Here is a 17,229-nt window from a genome sequence, read left to right on the forward strand (position 1 = left end):
ATTGGTGTCATTGCTGTTTTTTTATAGTTAGAGTGGTGGCATAATAAAGTATTAATAGTGATTATGGATTAATAGGTGATAATCCATATGATTTTTGGAACTATATATTAAAAGTTTTTACTATACATGATAAAAATAACAAATTAGTAACATGGAAAGAACTTGGAATAGAAAAAGATTTAAAAAGAGTTGAGCAATTACTATATAAAATAGAATATGCTGAAGCTGAAGGACTACCATTAGAAAAATATTTAGAGGAATTGAAAACTTATAAAAAACAATTTTGAACTAACAGGATGACTTCATGACAGGGTTTTGTAGTGTTTCTTTAATACTGATAAAACAATGTTAAAGGGTTGGATTGAAGAATGGGGATCAAAATATTACTTTGATTTATCAAATGGAGATATGGTAAAAGGTTCTAGAACTATAGATGGAAAAGTGTACTATTTTGGTAGTGACGGTATATTAAAAAAAGATGGTGATAAGAAGCCAGAAGTTTCATATCAAGCTGTAGGACAAGTTAATAAAAAGGCTACATCAGTTCATGTTAGAAAAGGACCAAGCACTGCAAATGATGTAATAACAAGTGTAACAACTGGTGAGTTATTGATGATTATAGGAAAAACTCAACCAGAAAGCGATGGACTATTTTGGTATAAGATTGAATTAAATGGTCAAGAGCTTTATATAAGAAATGACTTTGTTGATATAGTATCAGAAATAGCAATTAATAAATATGCTACCATTGCAAGTGGAAGTACTATAGGAGCACATATAAGGTCATTACCTGTAGTTACAGCTACTAATTTAGTAACAACACTAAATAACGGTGATGCTATAGATATTATAGGAGAATACCATCCTATTGGAGCTAAAAAACCTTGGTATAAAATTAAATACCACAAGGCTAGTTTAAGTTTAACTGAACCACATAAGTATGATTCAGAAAATATGAAAGGTATAGGATTTATAAGATCTGATTTAATAGATTTTAACTATGAAGGAACACCTGTAAGTGATGGATGGTTTAAAGATAAGGAGCAAAATTGGAATTATTTTGTAGATGGAAAAGCATTAACAGGTGTTTGGACAATTGATGATCTATTTAGAGCTTTTGATAGTAATGGGAAATTATTAATTAACAAACAAGAAGTTCATACAGAAGCAGGTTTGGCATTTATTGATGAAGATGGAGTTGCAATATTTGTTGATCAAAATAAATTAATCCAAGAGTTTGCAGTATCACCACTTGAGGGATATAAAAATACAGAGATTTTTGGTGAGGGCAGACTAATGCATATATTTAGAGGAAATGTTAAAAAGATACTTTCTAGTGAAAAGTGGCTTGTCTCTGGAAATCATTCTCTTTGGGCGAAATTTGATCCATTATTAATACCAGAAAAAAAAGCTTTTATAAATGATTCAAAAGCTTTCGAAAGTAATGTTAAAGGGGAGTTTATAAATTATGGGGAAATAAAAGTAATAAAAACTGAGCTACATGCATGGTTTCCAGAGGAATGGAATCCACAAAAACTTATAAATATTCTTAAGGCGGGATTAGAACAAGGAATACAAGGAGAGTATTCAGGGGACGATAAAATTCCTAATGCTTATGAAATTCTAGTTGAATATGAAAATGTAATAATAAGAATTGTACAGTCAAAAAATACAAAAAAATAATTACAGCATATCCATTAGCTCAGACATTGATTAATAAATTAGAAGATAGTGCTTTGTTTTTTATAAAGAAATTAAAATATAAGACATCAGATAAAGATAATGAACCAGAAGGAGCAGAAACAATAGGCGGAGAAACTGATGATAATGATGGTGAAGATAAAGATGAAAAAGATTTAGAATAATATGACATATAATTTACACAAAGTTATAATATGATTTAGATTATTGAATAGATAGAATTTTTAATTTACTATAACTTAAATAGTTTAAATTATAGGTGTTATAATACACTAAATAATTAATGAAAATGGCTATTCAATAATCTAATAATTAATTTTTAAAGGAGATTTTTATGAATGGAAATCATAAATTTAAGCATAACCCTAATTTATGTATTATTGAATTAGAAAATAATGATTTTTATAACCGTCACCCAATGTTTACAAGAAAAGAAATTAGTACTATGTTTCTCTCTCTCTTTTCTAGTCTAAATATTTTGAAGTTAATGGTAAGTATTAACAAATATAAGTCTTTGAAAATACCTATCCTTTTAAATTTGAATGGAATAATTTTAATAGAAAATGATATTTTATATTATAAGACAAATAATAGTATAGATACAGATTTAGCTCTAGCTTCTTTTGAAGAATTTAATAGCACTAAAACTTTTTATGAGTATGATGTAATTGAAGTGATTAAAAAACAATGTAATATTTCTTGTAATTATGAAGATTTTTTAGCTATGGTATGTGATTTAACAAGTGAACTAGGAATTTATTGTTCTGGCACTCAAACTAAATTCAATGAATCTGCCTTCTTAGAAAGCTTTGAACTTTTAAATTTAGTTGAAAATAGTATTGATTATATAATTTAAGAGGTGATAAAATAATGGAAGAATTTAAAGAATATATTAATAATAAATATAATTTTGAAGAAAAAGATTTTGAATATTTATATAAGATGTTTAAACAACAAGGTTTAAATTTACTTTTTCAATCAATTGTACGAGCAAAATCTTTAATGAGTAATGATTTTGCAAAAATTGTTACTTTAACAGATGACGGATATCAATTAATATTTTCACAAAAAGAAAATACTCTTTTTGTGAAAATTATATTTTGGGATGGTAAAAATTTTAAGTTTAAGTTTAAGGAATTTATTTTATTTGTTTGTGATTTCATTAAGTCATATTTTAAATTTAATAAAATAATAAAAGAAATAAATTTAAATGCTAATTTTTATAAAGACTATGAGGGGTTAAAAAAAGAAGAAGAATGGGAAGGGATTTATTATAATACATTTGAATTGATAGAAAAGAAAGATTTAGATTATGAAATACCACTTATAAGTGGGCGAGGAAATCAATTTGGAATAGATATTAATACATTAAATTTAATGTATAAGTAAATAGGATTAAAACTCAACAGTATTGACACCAAGAGGTGTTGGTGCTGTTTTTTGAGTATTAAAATGATAGTTATAAAAGAGTATAGTGAGGTTTATTATTTTTATAGTAGGGGTATCGTCCTATTTTTGCGGATTTTACCCGTTAAGAAATAAATTTAATGATTTGTATCAATTGAGTTTACCCTATTGGGACAATACCTCAGTTAAGTAAAATCAATGCTTTAAGGTGTCCCAATAGACTTATACCAAAACTATCTCTAATTTCAACATAATCCTATCTTCTAAAAGAGCTTTGATGAAATACTAAAATCACTCAACCTGTTGGAAACAGAGGGTTAAATTGTCTTAACGGGTAAAATCCGCATTTTTAGGACGCTACCCCTATTAGAGCTTGGTTTATATAAAAACAAACAAACAGGTAGTGGAAATGAATATGAACTTGATTTTGAAGTAAAGGGAACATCACAAGGGTTAATAGAAGTATTTACTTATGAAATACAACATTTCCCTGATATTAAGTATCAAAATTTTGAGATTAATATTTTATTAGCAGTAGAAATTAATCTTAATAAATTAATAACACCAGAAGAAGTATATGCATTCGCATATGATTATGAAAGAATGATGGAGAGAGTTGATTCAAGATTACAAGAACAATTACAAATTATAGGGAACAAATCACAAGGAGCAAGAGCATTAAGTGAAACAAGTATATTAACACATAGTTTCTTATTTACAGATAGTATACAAGATCCAGAATTAAAAAGATTAGTAAGAGATATTTTGGATGCTGTAGAAAGAGGTGAAAAAAATTTAGTACAATATTATAAAAAAATAATTGATTATTTAAGAACAAATATAAGTGATGTTGGTGCTATTGCTTTAGCAATCACTGCGATTTTATGGATTTTATTTAAATTTAGATTTAAAGAAGAACTATCACCAGCATAAAACACAAAAAAATTATCAGTAAACTTTTTACTGATAATTTTTTTGTGTTTTTAAATATCTATAAGAATCTAAAAACATAGATATTAATATTATAAACCCAATAAAGTATAATGCTGTAAATGCAATAAAAACTACACTACAAAGTCCTAAAATTGAATATAAAGAAAATTTAGTTAAAGTTTTTTTGTTTTTTATTTTAATTATCTGAAAATTATATTTAAAATATAATTTAGGTTTATATTTTATAGTTATTTTATTAAAAATATCATAAATAAAAAATAAACTTACTAAAAAATAAACTAAAGGAATAAAATATTTAGCCCAAATAGTTGAGTTAGATGGTAAGGGATAAAGGTAATTAGAAAAAGTAACTGAAAGAGAAAATATAAAAAATATTATGGAAATAAAAATTTCAATAACAAAAATAAATTTTAAAAATAATTGTTTCATAAATACTCCTCCTAAGAGATATTATCTTAAATTTAATATATCATGAATAATATGTATTGGAAAATTATTTATGTATATTAGCATAACAATAAAAAATAGACTTATAAATTAACAGTAAAAGGAGAACTTTATATGGAGAAATTTTTAATATACTATGGAACAGATATAGAAGTTGAATTTCCTAAAAGAAAAAAAAGAAAAAAATTAGACTAGTTTTTTCTTGGGGATTTTATGCGATTCTATCAAAAGAAAATGATTTTGAAAGTAATTGGCTATAACTTAAAATTTTGTTAGATATACACTTAGGTAGATAAAGGAAGGGGAAATAAGATATAATTAATACAATAAGAATAGAAAGATAAAAGATTATTAGTTATTGCTAGTATGATATTTTAGATATAGTACAATAATTATAATAAGGATAAAAGAAATATAGGGTATTAAGAGTTGAGTATAAAAAGTTTAGTAAGTGGGGAGAAATTTATTCAATTATCTGATGAAGTTGATTCTTATAAGGACTATGTAGGTAGAGTTCAAAAATTATTATCTGATGATTTATATGAGGCATATCCTAATTTACAAGGAAAAAAATTCTTATCTGTAACAGATATGTTACGAGCAACTAATGATAGATTCATCTTTTTAATTGATGAGTGGGATTATATTTTTAATAACAATCTCTTTGTGGAGAGTCGAAATGATTATTTAGAATTTTTACGAAATCTATTAAAAGATAGACCATATGTATTACTTGCTTATATGACTGGAGTATTACCTATTAAAAAATATTCAAGTGGTAGTGCACTTAATATGTTTGATGAATTTACATTTTTAAAAGATAGGATTTTTGAAGAGTCATTTGTTTTTTTAGAAAAAGAAGTGCAGAATCTTTGTGAAAAGGGAAGTGGAGTTTCTTTTGAAGAAATAAGTGAATGGTATAACGGATATTTAACTGTCAAGGGAAGTAAAATATATAATCCAAGATCGGTGGTTAAAGCACTTCAAAATAATTATTGTGAAAGTTATTGGACTAATACAGGTGCTATGGATGAAGTTGGAGAATATCTTAAGTATAATATTCTTGAAGTGCGTGAGGATGTAATAAAAATGATTTCAGGTCAAGATATTGAAGAAGAGTTTAGAGCTGGTCAAGAAACACCTAAAACTAAAGAAGAGATATATTCAGCAATGATAGTTTTAGGTTTTTTAGCTTATCATGATGGGCTTTTAAAAATTCCTAATAAAGAATTAATGCTAGAGTTTGAAAAGGCTATTAAAGATGAATCTTTTGGTGGGCTTGCAAAACTTATAACAAATTCAAAAGATATGTTAAGTGCAACGGTAGAAATGAATATTAGAAAGGTTGAAGAAATATTCCATAATATTCATAATTCAGAAATACCTATAATTATTGAACTTAAAAAGAATGAAAAAGCAGAAGTTGCAATAAATCAAATTATAGAAAAAGAATATTATAAAAAATTTATTGAAGATTATAATAAAAATTTGATAGTTGCTATTACGTATAATACAAAAACAAAAGAACATATTTGTCTTATGAAAATAATTGAGAAATAAGTGCTAGTGAAAGGAGTGGATTTACATGACTGTATACCTAAATACTAGAAAGCCACTAGAAAATTATAAGGAACTTTTTAATGAAAAATATTTTGTTGATAAGTCAAAAATAATAGATTTGTTAAATGAAAGGGTAAGTACTAAGGGAAAGTATATTTGCATAACAAGACCAAGAAGATTTGGAAAGTCTAGCGTAGTAGATATGCTAGGTGCTTATTATTCAAAGGCTCTGGATTCAAGAGAAATTTTTGATTCTCTTAAAATTAGTGGAAATAGTGATTATGAAAAATATTTAAATAAATATAATGTTATAAATATATCATTTAATAAAATTCCTGAGAAGGGAAATAGTTTTGAGGACTATTTAAATATGGTAAAGGATTCGTTGATTAGAGATATTGAAAAGTTATATCCGAGTATTAAATTTGAAGATTATTTTACTATAAGTGATATGCTAAGTGATACTAGAGAAAAGTTTGTTTTTATATTTGATGAATGGGATTATATTTTTAATAATAATTTATTTGAGGAAAATCAGAATGAGTATTTAGAATTTCTAAGAAATCTTTTAAAAGATCAACCTTATGTGGCTTTAGCATATATGACAGGAGTTCTTCCTATCAAAAAATATTCTAGTGGTAGTGCACTTAATATGTTTGATGAATATACATTCCTTAAAGATAGAATATTTGGTGAATATTTTGGATTTACAGAAAATGAAGTTATTAACTTGTGTGAGAAAAATAATGAGGTTGAATTTAAGGATATTAAAGAGTGGTATAATGGATATTTAACTTCAAAAGGAATTCAAATATATAATCCACGTTCAGTAGTGAAAGCTCTGCAAAATAGTTATTGTGAAAGTTACTGGACTAATACTGGAGCAATGGATGAAGTTGCAACTTATCTAAAGTATAATACATTAGAAGTTCGTGATGATGTAATAGAAATGATTTCAGGGCAAGAAATAGATTTAGTTATAGATGAAGAATTTAGAGCAGGGCAAGAAGCACCAAAAACTAAAGAAGAAATTTATTCAGCTATGATTATACTAGGATTCTTATCTTATCATGATGGATATTTGAAAATACCTAATAAAGAACTTATGAAGGAATTTGAAAAATCATTAAAGGATAAATCTTTTGGATATGTTTGTAAAATAATAGAAAACTCAAGAAAGATGCTCAAGGGAACAGTAAATAAGGATAATACGGTAGTTGAAGAGTTATTACATGATATTCATAATTCGGAGATTCCTATCCTTCAATATAATGATGAAAATGGTTTATCTTGTGTAGTAACATTAGCATATCTTTCTGCAAGAGATACGTATAGAATAGAGCGTGAAGAAAAAACAGGGAAAGGATATGCTGATTTTTCATTCCATCCATTAAGAAAATCAGATGTTGCATTTATTGTTGAATTAAAAAAAGATAAAGATCCTGAAGTTGCAATTAAGCAGATTAAAGAAAAAGAGTATATTCAAAAGTTTAAAGATAAATATAAAAATATTTTAGCAGTTGCGATATGTTATGATTCAAAAAGTAAAGAGCATAAATGTATTATAGAAAGTATTTAATATATATACAAACAAATATGTTTACACATATGTAGAGGTGAAGGTATGAGGATTTATATAAAGGAAGAAGTGCAAAGCTTTATAGATGAAAACATTATATCTATAGTTTATTTTAGTGGAGAAAGCTGTAATGTTTGTCCTGTAATTAAAGGAAGAGTAAATTCTATTTTAGAAAATTATAAGGGTGTAAGTTTAATTGATATAGATGCAAGTTCTAACAGAGAACTTAGTGCATCTTATGATATTTTTTCTATCCCTGTGTTACTTCTTTTTGTTGATGGGAAAGAGGCTTTAAGATTTGGAAGAAATATTGATTTTATGGAGTTTGAGAAGAGTCTTGATAGATATTATAATTTGATTTTTTAAAGATAAGTGTAAAGATGAGAAAATCAAAGGAATAACATATAATATTAAATACAGTATTAAATAACTCTTTTAAATGAGATAATATGACCTAGTAACAAATTTGTTATTAGGTCTTTTTAATATTATAATAGTATTTAGAATATTAACGAGAGATTTAATTTTAATTTAAAAATGTTGGGAGAGTTTTAATTGTATAACAAAAGAAGAGGAAATAAAGGATTTATAATAGCAGCTATAGCAGTTATTGTTGTAGTTGTTATAGGAATGATGATTCATTCACATAATAAAAGAGAACCATATTATGATTCATATGGAAACTCTTATCATCAAGATGATAGTTCATCACTTGGTAAAACTGTTGTAAATAGTGCTGTGAAAGGTGCAGTTTCAGGATATGTTGCTGGTAAAGTTATGAATCATTATGCTAATAAGAACAGAGCAAATTCTAATACTAATAATTCATCATATGGACATCATTATTATGATAGTTCAAGAAATAGTAGTGGTTATAGTAATTCAAGTCATAGAAGTCATGGTGGGCATAGAAGATAATTTATAGACTAGATTTAGAAAAATTTCTAAATCTAGTTTTTTTTGTTGTTAAAATTAATTTAAATGATTACATTTATGGGAAAAAGTGGTAAAATTAAATTTGAAATAATTTAAGGGGGGATTTAAAATGAGGAAATTTAAAAAACATATTTCTTCTATGCTTTGCTTACTTTTTGTAATGGCTTTAGTTGGTTCTAATTCACATATTGCTTTTGCAAAGGCTAAGGCAGCACCAGCTAGTCCAGCACTTTCACACAATAACTGGTCTGGTGAGAATGATTTTGATATCACTATGAACATGTGGTGGGGAGAAAATGGTACTACTTGCAAGTTGTATGAGGATGGTAAGCTTATTGATGAGATGAAACTTACTGATAACTCACCAAATGCGCAAATTGCAAATTTAAAAATTACAGATAAAGATAAGGGGACTTATAAGTATAAGATTGAACTTATCAATGAGCATGGAAAATCTACAAGTGAGGTTTCTGTAAATGTTACAAAGAAACTTTCAGGTGGTGGTGGAGAGGTTGTAAAACCTGCTATCCCAACAGGTCTTTCTGCTAATGCAAATGGAACTGATTCTATAACAGTTTCTTGGAATTCAGTTGAAAATGCTGATTCATATGATTTAGAAGTTGATGGTAAGGTTTTTGAAAATGTTTCATCACCTTTTACACATTCAAGTCTTGAGGCAGGTTCTAAGCATAACTATAAAGTTAGAGCTATGAATGCTAAAGGTTCTAGTGATTTTAGTAAAGTAGTTAGTGCTACTACACAAAATGGTGGGGGTGGAATTGACCCAGTTGTCTTCCCAGCTACACCTAAAAACTTTAAAATTGAGCAACCATCAGAGGGAACTGTTAAGTTAACTTGGGATGCAGTTGCTGATGCTGAGTATTATGAAATAGAAATTGATAATCAAATGTATAGAACTACTAAGACAGAGATTACAAAAGAAGGTCTTACAGTAGGTCACAAATATCCATTTAGAATTAAATCAAGAAACCATGTTGGTGGAAGTGAGTGGACAGAGCATACTTATGTAACTATAGAAGAAGCTACAGGCCCAACACCACCTCCAATCGACCCTCCAATTTCGGATGGTTTACCAGAGAAATTACTTGTTGGATATTGGCATAATTTTGATAATGGTTCAACAGATACTCATCTTAAAGATACTTCATTAAATTACGATATTATTGATGTAGCTTTTGTTGAGTCTATGCCAGACCAAGCTACTATGTATTTTGAGCCTTATAATGCAAGTCCCGAAGAGTTCAAAAAAGAAATAGAATATTTACAATCAAAAGGTAAAAAGATAATTATTTCTATCGGAGGACAAAATGGTAGACTTCACCTTGATACTAAGGAGAAGGAAGATGTTTTTGTTAAGACTATGATTGAAATAGTTGAAAAATATGGATTTGATGGTATTGATATAGACCTTGAGGGTGGAGCTGTTTCACTTGGGCCTGGGGATACTGATATAAATAATCCTACAACTCCTAAAGTTGTAAACTTAATAAATGCTACAAAAAGAATTTGCAGTTACTTTGGAGATGAGTTTGTATTAACAATGGCACCAGAGGTTACTTATGTTCAAGGTGGACTTGTTGCTTATTCAGGACCTTGGGGGGCTTACCTTCCAGTAATCCATAATTTAAGAGATGAACTTACACTTTTACATGTTCAGCACTATAACCATGGTTCACAAGAAGGTATGGATGGAAACACATATGCACAAGGAACAGCAGATTTCCAAGTTGCTATGGCAGAAATGATGATTACAGGATTTGAGATTGGAAGAGATTCTAATCACTTCTTCCCAGGACTTCCAGCATCAAAAGTTGCTATAGGTCTTCCATCATCAAGACAAGCAGCTGGTAGTGGGCATATAGAAGAATCAGAAGTTATTAAAGCTTTAGATTACCTTATAAAAGGTAAAGACTTTGGTGGGAAATATAAACTTCAAAACCCTGAGGGATATAGTGAGTTTAGAGGAGTTATGACATGGTCAACTAACTGGGATGAAACTACAGACTTTAAATTCTCAGACACTTATAGACAATATTTTGATTCATTAAAATAATATTTGGAATATGGAGAGTTTACTAGATAAGAATTTATTTAGTAGGCTCTTTTTTTTAGAGATTAACCAAAAAGTATAAGATAGATTAATAGAAAAATAAAAGTGAAACTTTAAGAGTATAAATTATTAAAAGGTAGTTATATTTGAAGGAGTAAGTAATTATGCGAAAATCAATTTATGGAATAATTTTAGAACATACAGAGAATAAAGATAGGGAACTTTCTTATTATATAAATGAATTATTTAGAAGTTTACTTCATGAAATATTAATAACAGGAGGGCTTTTTGAATTATCATATTATGACCAATATTTAGATGATTATATTGACTTTTTAGATGAGAGTGAGTTTGAAGATATTAAATTTATAGGATTTCAGAATTTAAAGATTTTCCTTGATGGAGATAAAAATAAAATGATAAAAAGTCAAAAAGAAAAGTTTATAGAAATAGGAAGAATAGATATAGTAGATGAGATTGAAGCAAAATGGAGTGAGCTAAACACAGTAGAAAATTTTGAGGATGTAATAATTTCTACGACTGATTATGCTAAAGAGTTTATAGACTATGCTTTTAATAATGAAGTAAATAGAATGATAATGATTTATTTTGAATCACTATATAAAAATGAAGAACTTGAGATAGATATTAAAAATTCTCTTGAAGAACTTTTAATAAAAAAGGGTGGTAAAAAAGTATGGAATAAAATTAATGGGGGAAAATAAAGATAAAACTATTTTGATAGGGGAGTTTAGTCATAATTTAACAAGTTAAGTAAGTATAATATAAGAGGAGTATTTATGTTGAGGGGAAGTTTATGAGAAAATCAATTTATGGAGTAATTTTAGAAAATACAAATAATGGTATTGTTGATGAGATGACAGTTTGTAGTATAATAACACCTTCAAAAGAGGGTGAGATTACCTTTAGTGCAGGTTTTTTAGATACATTTATTGGTGATGATGATGTTAGAGAAGAACATACAGAAAAAGTACTAAAGGTTATAGAAAAAGTTTATAATGGTGAGTTAAATAGCGATTTAACTGAAAGTGAGCTTATTAGAATAGATTTTAAGACGATTAATATAATGGATGATTTGATAGAAAAGATTAACGAAGAAAATTACAATATAGAAGTTTATAATATATTTAAAGAGTTACTTTACAATACAAAAGATATTGAAATTTGTAAGTTTGCATTAGAAATGACTGCTATAGCTGGTTTGTGTGAAGAACTTATAGATGAGTATATGTTATTTGGGCAGATTGAAAATTTTGCAAATCCAGTTTCTTTTATTATGAGAGTTTGGCAGAAAAAAGAAAAGTTTAATGATGCTATATTTAAACTTTTAGACTATAGCGAGAGGTGGAGTGCTATAAATTATTCTACTAGTCTTATGCAAATTGAAAGTATTATGGAAGAGATAGAAAATCACAAGAAGATTCTTATAGGTGCACTTAATAAGAATCCTTTGACTATGGAAATGTGTACAGAACTTGCAATTGGGTTAGATATTAAGGGGCTTTTAGCTTATGATAAAATGGATAAAGAACTTGCTTATCATATAAGTGAATTGTTTAGAAGTTTGCTACATGAATCACAACCTTGTGGTGGAATATTTGCTGTTTGGGATTATAAAGATTATTTAATTGAGTATATTACATTTCTAAAAGATAGCAAGTATGAGGATGTTAAATTCGTAGGGTTTAGGAACTTAAAAATTTTTCTTGATGGTAATCAAGAAGAATGGATAGAGTCAGAGAAAGAATCATTAGAAGAAAAAGAACTTGGATATCTTGTCAAAGAAATTGAAGAAGAGTGGGAAGCTTTAAATACAATTGAAAATTTTGAGGAAATAATTGCACTTGGAAATGAGTATCTTTTTGATTTTATAACATATTCTTTGAAAAATGATGTTAGTAGAGAGGTTCTTACTTATTTTGAGGAAATGTATAAGAATGAGAAAATTGAAGATTTTTCAAGAAATTATCTTGAAAAACTTTTAGTTAAAAAAGGTAGTGCAAAGATTAAAAAGAAATTATATTTTGCACTTTCAGATTTATATAAAGAAAGAATAGCAGAAAATAATAAGTATTCTAAAAAAAATATATTTACTTTAGATAAGCAAATAGGAAAGATACGAAATAAAGTTAATGTGATACCTGATATGCTAGAATTAGCCTCTATTGAACTTTTAAAAAAAGTTATAAAAGATTATAACCCAGAAGTTAGAGTTCTTGGATTAATGTGTGTTAAAACAATTTACATGAATGATAAAGAAGAATTAGATGAGGAAATTATTAGCCTAGTAAAGGAAAAAATAAATGATGAACCAATTTATGTTGCAAATACAGCAAAAGAGGTTTGGAATAGAATTAATAATGAAGATTAGCAGAAGAACTATTTTGGAAATTTGAAAGTTTCTAAAATAGTTTTTCTTTTATTAAAATAAGATTCTTATAAAAATAATTTTATCACTAAGATAATGTAGTCATAATTGATACCTTTAGTTAAATATAATTTAGGAAGAGTATTTATACTGAGGGGAATTGTATGAAAAAATCAATTTATGGAATTATTTTAGAAAATACTAATGATGATATTGTAGATAAGGATAAGGTTAGTGATATTATAAATCCTACTATTGATGGGAATATAAAAATTAGTGCAGGCTTTTTAGATAAATTTGCATTAGATATATCAACTAAGAAGGAGCATACTGAAAAAATTTTAAAAGTGGTTAATAAAATTTTTAATGGAGAGTTTAATTTAAGTCAGGCAGAAGAAGCACTTAAAGAAATAAATTTTAAAACCCTTAATATAATGGATACACTAATACCAAAACTTAATAATGAAAACTATAGTATGGAAGTATATAGTTTATTTAAAGAATTAATATATAAGACAAAAAATATAGAAATTTGTAAGTTTGCATTAGAAATGACAGGTATTAGTGGACTTTGTGAGGAGCTTATTGATGACTATCTATTATTTGGACAGGTTGAGAATTTTACAAATTCAATTTCATTTATAATGAGGGTTTGGAGAAAAAATGAAAAGTTTGCTGATGCCTTTTTTAAATTATTAGATGATAGCGAGGGATGGGGTGCTGTAAATTATACGCTTGGGATAATGTCAGTTGAAGAGTTTTTTTGTGATATAGAAAATCATAAAAAAATTCTTATAAGTGCACTTAATAAAAATCCAATTACAATAGAAATTTGCTCATCAATTGCGAAAGATTTAAATATTAAAGAACTTTTAAATTATGAGAAAATGGATAAAGAATTAGCTTTTTATATAAATGAATTATTTAGAAGTTTATTACATGAAATAGAGCCTTGTGGCGGGATATATGCAGTTAAAGATTATAAGTCATATTTAACTGATTATATCAAATTTTTAAAAGAGATGAAATATGATGATATTAAGTTTATAGGCGTTAAAAATTTGAATTTCTTTTTAGTTGAAGATTTAGAGAGTTTAATTGCTAGTGCTAATAGATGTTCAGTTGGCGGGAAGTTGCAGATAATAGCTGATGAAATTAAAGCTATTTGGAAAGAACTTAATACAATGAGTAATTTTGAGGATGTACTTGTATCAGGAAATGAGTATCTTTATGAGCTTATAGACCATGCAATAAAGAATGAAACTAGTGATGAGGTAAGTGTTTATTTTGAAAATATGTATAAGTATGATGATATTAGTGGTGCTTGTATGTATTATTTAGAAAAATTTCTTGTGCTTAAAGGGAGCAAGGAAATAAAAGAAAAAATATATAAAGACCTTGAAGAATTATATGATGAAAGATTGAAGGTGGAGCTTTTTAATGATGAAATTGGAATAGAGAAGATTCTAAGTAAAACACGGATAATTCCATTAATGATAGAAAAAGATTCTATAGAACTTTTAAAAAAGATATTGAATGATTTTAATCCTAAAATTAGGGCTGAAGGTCTAAAACTTGTAGGAGAACTTTGGGTTAATAATCAGGAGTGTTTAGATGATGAACTAAAAAATATCATAAAATTGAAAATAGATGATAAGGTTGAATATGTTGCAAGTGATGCAAAAAAAATTTGCGATAAAAGTGATATAGAATATGATGCAGGAAGTCTTAATGTAAATAAATATACTGTAGAGGATTTTTAAATTTGCAGAAAAACTAGTAGAACTCAAAATGAGGATAGAAAGAATTTTAAAGGCATCTTACTTAATTGGTAAGATGTCTTTATATTTGTTAGTTGATTGACAATACACTTAAATAATAATGTTCCATTAGAAAATTATAGGGAACTTATATATTTACTAAAAATTAGAAAAAAGTTTACAAAAAAAATATTATGGAAACTTGAAGTTTTTAAAATGTAATACTTTTTTATTTTTTTTGTATTTTTTATATAGAGTAAGTTAAGGTATAATAAGTGAAAGACATATGTCCTTATATAGAGGACATGTGATGATTGATAATTTATATAAATGCATAAATTATCACCGAAATTATAAAAATATAAAAGATAGAATGTAATTTTAAAAATAAACTTACTCATATGAAAGGAGAAAATAATGAAGTTATTCAAAAGACAAGATGTTTATCAACTAATTGGTAGCATAAAACACGAGAAAAAAAGAACTTTAGGAGTATTTGATTTAGTTTTACTTACAGTTGGAGCTGTAATTGGGACTGGAGTACTTGTTTTACCAGGGTTTGTAGCCGCAACAGAGGCTGGGCCGAGTGTAATTTTATCTTATGCAATGGGAGGTATAGCAGCAATTTTCATAGTACTTTGCTATAGTGAATTTGCAGCTTCAATTCCAACTTCTGGAGGGTCGTATAGCTACATAAATGTTTGTATGGGGAAAATATTTTCTATTATAACTTTTGTTTCAGTAATGTTTGGATATATCTTAATTTTAGGATTTGTTGCTAATGGATGGGCATCATATTTTAATACATTTTTAAAGATATTTGGATTTAGTCTACCATTTGCATTAACACATATGCCAAGTCAAGGTGGAATAGTAAACTTACCTGCTATTATTGTAGTGCTTGGAATAGCATGGCTTCTAACAAGAGGTACAAGTGAGAGTAAGTGGATAAATAATTTAATGGTTATAATAAAAATTACTGTTATTTTATTATTTGTTATAGTAGGAGCTTTTTACATAGAGCCAAGTAACATTGTTGATTTCTTCCCACATGGTTTTGGTGGAACAGCACTTGGGGCTTCAACAGTTTTCCTTGCTTATACAGGTTTTGATATTACTGCATCAGCAGCTGAGGAAACAATAAATCCTCAAAAAACATTGCCAAAAGCATTACTTATTTCAATTTTATTTGCAACAGCAGTATATTGTGCAGTTTCAGTTGTTTTAGTAATGATGGTTCACTATACAGAATTAAATCAAACAGATTCATTATCATATGCGTTAGTTAAAGTAGGACAATATATTCCAGCAGCTTTCTTATCATTTGGAGCTATCATAGGAATACTTGCTATAATATTTGCAGTATGTTTTGGATGTTCAAGAATTTTAGCAAGTGGAAGTAAAGATGGTTTTGTACCTAAAGTATTTGGAAAAGAAAATAAAAAAGGTGCACCTAGCATTGCTTTATGGGCTGTAGGAATTACAGGGGCATTACTTGGAGGATTTGTAAATGTAAATATTTTAGCTAATGCATCTGTATTAGCATTATTATTAGTTTATTTACTAGTATGTATTGGAATAATAATATTTAGATATACAAACCCAGATTTTAAAAGAGGTTTTAGAACACCTCTTGTGCCACTAGTACCTATCTTAGGAATAGCATCATGTATCTATTTAATGTATCAACAAAATTTAGATTCATGGTTATATTTTGTTGTTGGTGTAGGAATATTCTCAATTATATTAGTAATATATGCGAAATATAGAAAAGTAAAAAATATTGGATAAATAGAGAAAGACTGTACTAGCTAAGGTGATTTAGTAAGTACAGTTTTTTATTTTTCTATGCAACATCTTTAAATGTCCATTTACCAATCTTTTTAGATATGTCCAGTTATATAGTTTTAAATGATACTATCTCTTTAGTTTGTGTGTTGGTAATCTTTTTTTGTGATTTACTTTTATCTAAAGCATTATTTAAGGAAAAATATATGAGTGATAATTTGAAATATTATAATAATAAAAATAATTAAAGCCCACTCAAAATTTGAGTGGGCTTTAAAGTCTATGATAAAATTTTTAAGTTCTTATAATTTATTGAATTAGTTTACACCAGTTGTATAATTTCCAGAAATCCAACCTGTTTGACCATTATATTCAACTTTATACCAACCATTATTTTGTCCTAAAACATTAACGATTGTTCCAGTTGGGATTTTAGCTAAAATATTATAACTTGTGCTATTCCCAGTTCTAAAATGTAACCAACCTATTGAACTTTGGATTCTTGTTGTACTTTTAATTTTAGATGTTGACTGATTTGTGATAGGTTCTTTTATAGTTTCTGATGAAGATCCAAATTTGATTCCAGTTGTATAATTTCCAGAAATCCAACCTGTTTGACCATTATATTCAACTTTAT

15 protein-coding genes are annotated in these 17,229 nt (G+C 27.2%); 14 read left to right on the top strand and 1 reads right to left on the bottom strand.

Features of this window, described 5'->3' with window-relative positions; translation table 11 throughout:
- Nucleotides 1-345 precede the first annotated feature (345 nt).
- From Q0V24_RS14730 to Q0V24_RS14795, 14 genes are all read left to right on the top strand, one after another.
- A complete protein-coding gene (locus Q0V24_RS14730; RefSeq protein WP_297522546.1) occupies nucleotides 346-1,683 on the top strand; it encodes an SH3 domain-containing protein in 1,338 nt (445 codons plus the stop codon).
- Between the two features lie 53 nt (nucleotides 1,684-1,736).
- Complete coding sequence (locus Q0V24_RS14735) at nucleotides 1,737-1,865, top strand: hypothetical protein (protein WP_297522547.1); 129 nt, start codon at nucleotides 1,737-1,739, stop codon at nucleotides 1,863-1,865.
- 170 nt (nucleotides 1,866-2,035) lie between these two features.
- Nucleotides 2,036-2,557: a hypothetical protein gene (locus Q0V24_RS14740; protein ID WP_297522549.1), complete on the top strand. Its 522-nt coding sequence runs from the start codon at nucleotides 2,036-2,038 to the stop codon at nucleotides 2,555-2,557.
- 14 nt (nucleotides 2,558-2,571) lie between these two features.
- Nucleotides 2,572-3,090, top strand: coding sequence for a hypothetical protein (locus Q0V24_RS14745; RefSeq protein WP_297522551.1), 519 nt, complete (start codon nucleotides 2,572-2,574; stop codon nucleotides 3,088-3,090).
- Between the two features lie 621 nt (nucleotides 3,091-3,711).
- Nucleotides 3,712-4,041 (top strand): hypothetical protein, encoded by a 330-nt coding sequence (locus tag Q0V24_RS14750; RefSeq protein ID WP_297522552.1) that lies wholly within the window; start codon nucleotides 3,712-3,714, stop codon nucleotides 4,039-4,041.
- Between the two features lie 897 nt (nucleotides 4,042-4,938).
- Entirely contained in the window at nucleotides 4,939-6,069 is a 1,131-nt protein-coding gene (locus Q0V24_RS14755) for an AAA family ATPase (protein WP_297522554.1), read from the top strand.
- 25 nt (nucleotides 6,070-6,094) lie between these two features.
- A complete protein-coding gene (locus tag Q0V24_RS14760; protein ID WP_297522556.1) occupies nucleotides 6,095-7,648 on the top strand; it encodes an AAA family ATPase in 1,554 nt (517 codons plus the stop codon).
- 45 nt (nucleotides 7,649-7,693) lie between these two features.
- Entirely contained in the window at nucleotides 7,694-8,014 is a 321-nt protein-coding gene (locus tag Q0V24_RS14765; RefSeq protein WP_297522558.1) for a thioredoxin family protein, read from the top strand.
- A 189-nt stretch (nucleotides 8,015-8,203) separates the two neighbouring features.
- Nucleotides 8,204-8,566 carry a hypothetical protein gene (locus Q0V24_RS14770; protein WP_297522559.1) on the top strand — a complete coding sequence of 121 codons (363 nt, stop codon included), beginning with the start codon at nucleotides 8,204-8,206 and terminating at the stop codon, nucleotides 8,564-8,566.
- Between the two features lie 127 nt (nucleotides 8,567-8,693).
- A complete protein-coding gene (locus tag Q0V24_RS14775; RefSeq protein WP_297522561.1) occupies nucleotides 8,694-10,658 on the top strand; it encodes a glycosyl hydrolase family 18 protein in 1,965 nt (654 codons plus the stop codon).
- Nucleotides 10,659-10,819: 161 nt separating this feature from the next.
- Entirely contained in the window at nucleotides 10,820-11,380 is a 561-nt protein-coding gene (locus Q0V24_RS14780) for a hypothetical protein (protein WP_297522563.1), read from the top strand.
- Between the two features lie 92 nt (nucleotides 11,381-11,472).
- Nucleotides 11,473-13,047 (top strand): hypothetical protein, encoded by a 1,575-nt coding sequence (locus Q0V24_RS14785; protein WP_297522565.1) that lies wholly within the window; start codon nucleotides 11,473-11,475, stop codon nucleotides 13,045-13,047.
- Nucleotides 13,048-13,208: 161 nt separating this feature from the next.
- On the top strand, nucleotides 13,209-14,807 hold the full coding sequence (locus Q0V24_RS14790; protein WP_297522566.1) for a hypothetical protein: 1,599 nt from the start codon (nucleotides 13,209-13,211) through the stop codon (nucleotides 14,805-14,807).
- Between the two features lie 414 nt (nucleotides 14,808-15,221).
- On the top strand, nucleotides 15,222-16,595 hold the full coding sequence (locus tag Q0V24_RS14795; protein ID WP_297522568.1) for an amino acid permease: 1,374 nt from the start codon (nucleotides 15,222-15,224) through the stop codon (nucleotides 16,593-16,595).
- Nucleotides 16,596-16,909: 314 nt separating this feature from the next.
- Here Q0V24_RS14795 and Q0V24_RS14800 read toward each other — a convergent pair.
- Nucleotides 16,910-17,229, bottom strand: a 320-nt coding sequence (locus Q0V24_RS14800) for an SH3 domain-containing protein (protein ID WP_297522570.1), incomplete at its 5' end; no start/stop codon positions are given.

The organism is uncultured Clostridium sp., from assembly GCF_947039605.1.
Lineage (GTDB): Bacteria > Bacillota > Clostridia > Clostridiales > Clostridiaceae > Sarcina.

Bases quoted from the DNA above. Each gene is read 5' to 3' on its own strand.
- Q0V24_RS14730 (WP_297522546.1), top strand. From the start codon at position 346: ATGTTAAAGGGTTGGATTGAAGAATGGGGATCAAAATATTACTTTGAT.
- Q0V24_RS14740 (WP_297522549.1), top strand. From the start codon at position 2,036: ATGAATGGAAATCATAAATTTAAGCATAACCCTAATTTATGTATTATT.
- Q0V24_RS14745 (WP_297522551.1), top strand. From the start codon at position 2,572: ATGGAAGAATTTAAAGAATATATTAATAATAAATATAATTTTGAAGAA.
- Q0V24_RS14750 (WP_297522552.1), top strand. From the start codon at position 3,712: ATGATGGAGAGAGTTGATTCAAGATTACAAGAACAATTACAAATTATA.
- Q0V24_RS14760 (WP_297522556.1), top strand. From the start codon at position 6,095: ATGACTGTATACCTAAATACTAGAAAGCCACTAGAAAATTATAAGGAA.
- Q0V24_RS14765 (WP_297522558.1), top strand. From the start codon at position 7,694: ATGAGGATTTATATAAAGGAAGAAGTGCAAAGCTTTATAGATGAAAAC.
- Q0V24_RS14775 (WP_297522561.1), top strand. From the start codon at position 8,694: ATGAGGAAATTTAAAAAACATATTTCTTCTATGCTTTGCTTACTTTTT.
- Q0V24_RS14780 (WP_297522563.1), top strand. From the start codon at position 10,820: ATGCGAAAATCAATTTATGGAATAATTTTAGAACATACAGAGAATAAA.
- Q0V24_RS14785 (WP_297522565.1), top strand. From the start codon at position 11,473: ATGAGAAAATCAATTTATGGAGTAATTTTAGAAAATACAAATAATGGT.
- Q0V24_RS14790 (WP_297522566.1), top strand. From the start codon at position 13,209: ATGAAAAAATCAATTTATGGAATTATTTTAGAAAATACTAATGATGAT.
- Q0V24_RS14795 (WP_297522568.1), top strand. From the start codon at position 15,222: ATGAAGTTATTCAAAAGACAAGATGTTTATCAACTAATTGGTAGCATA.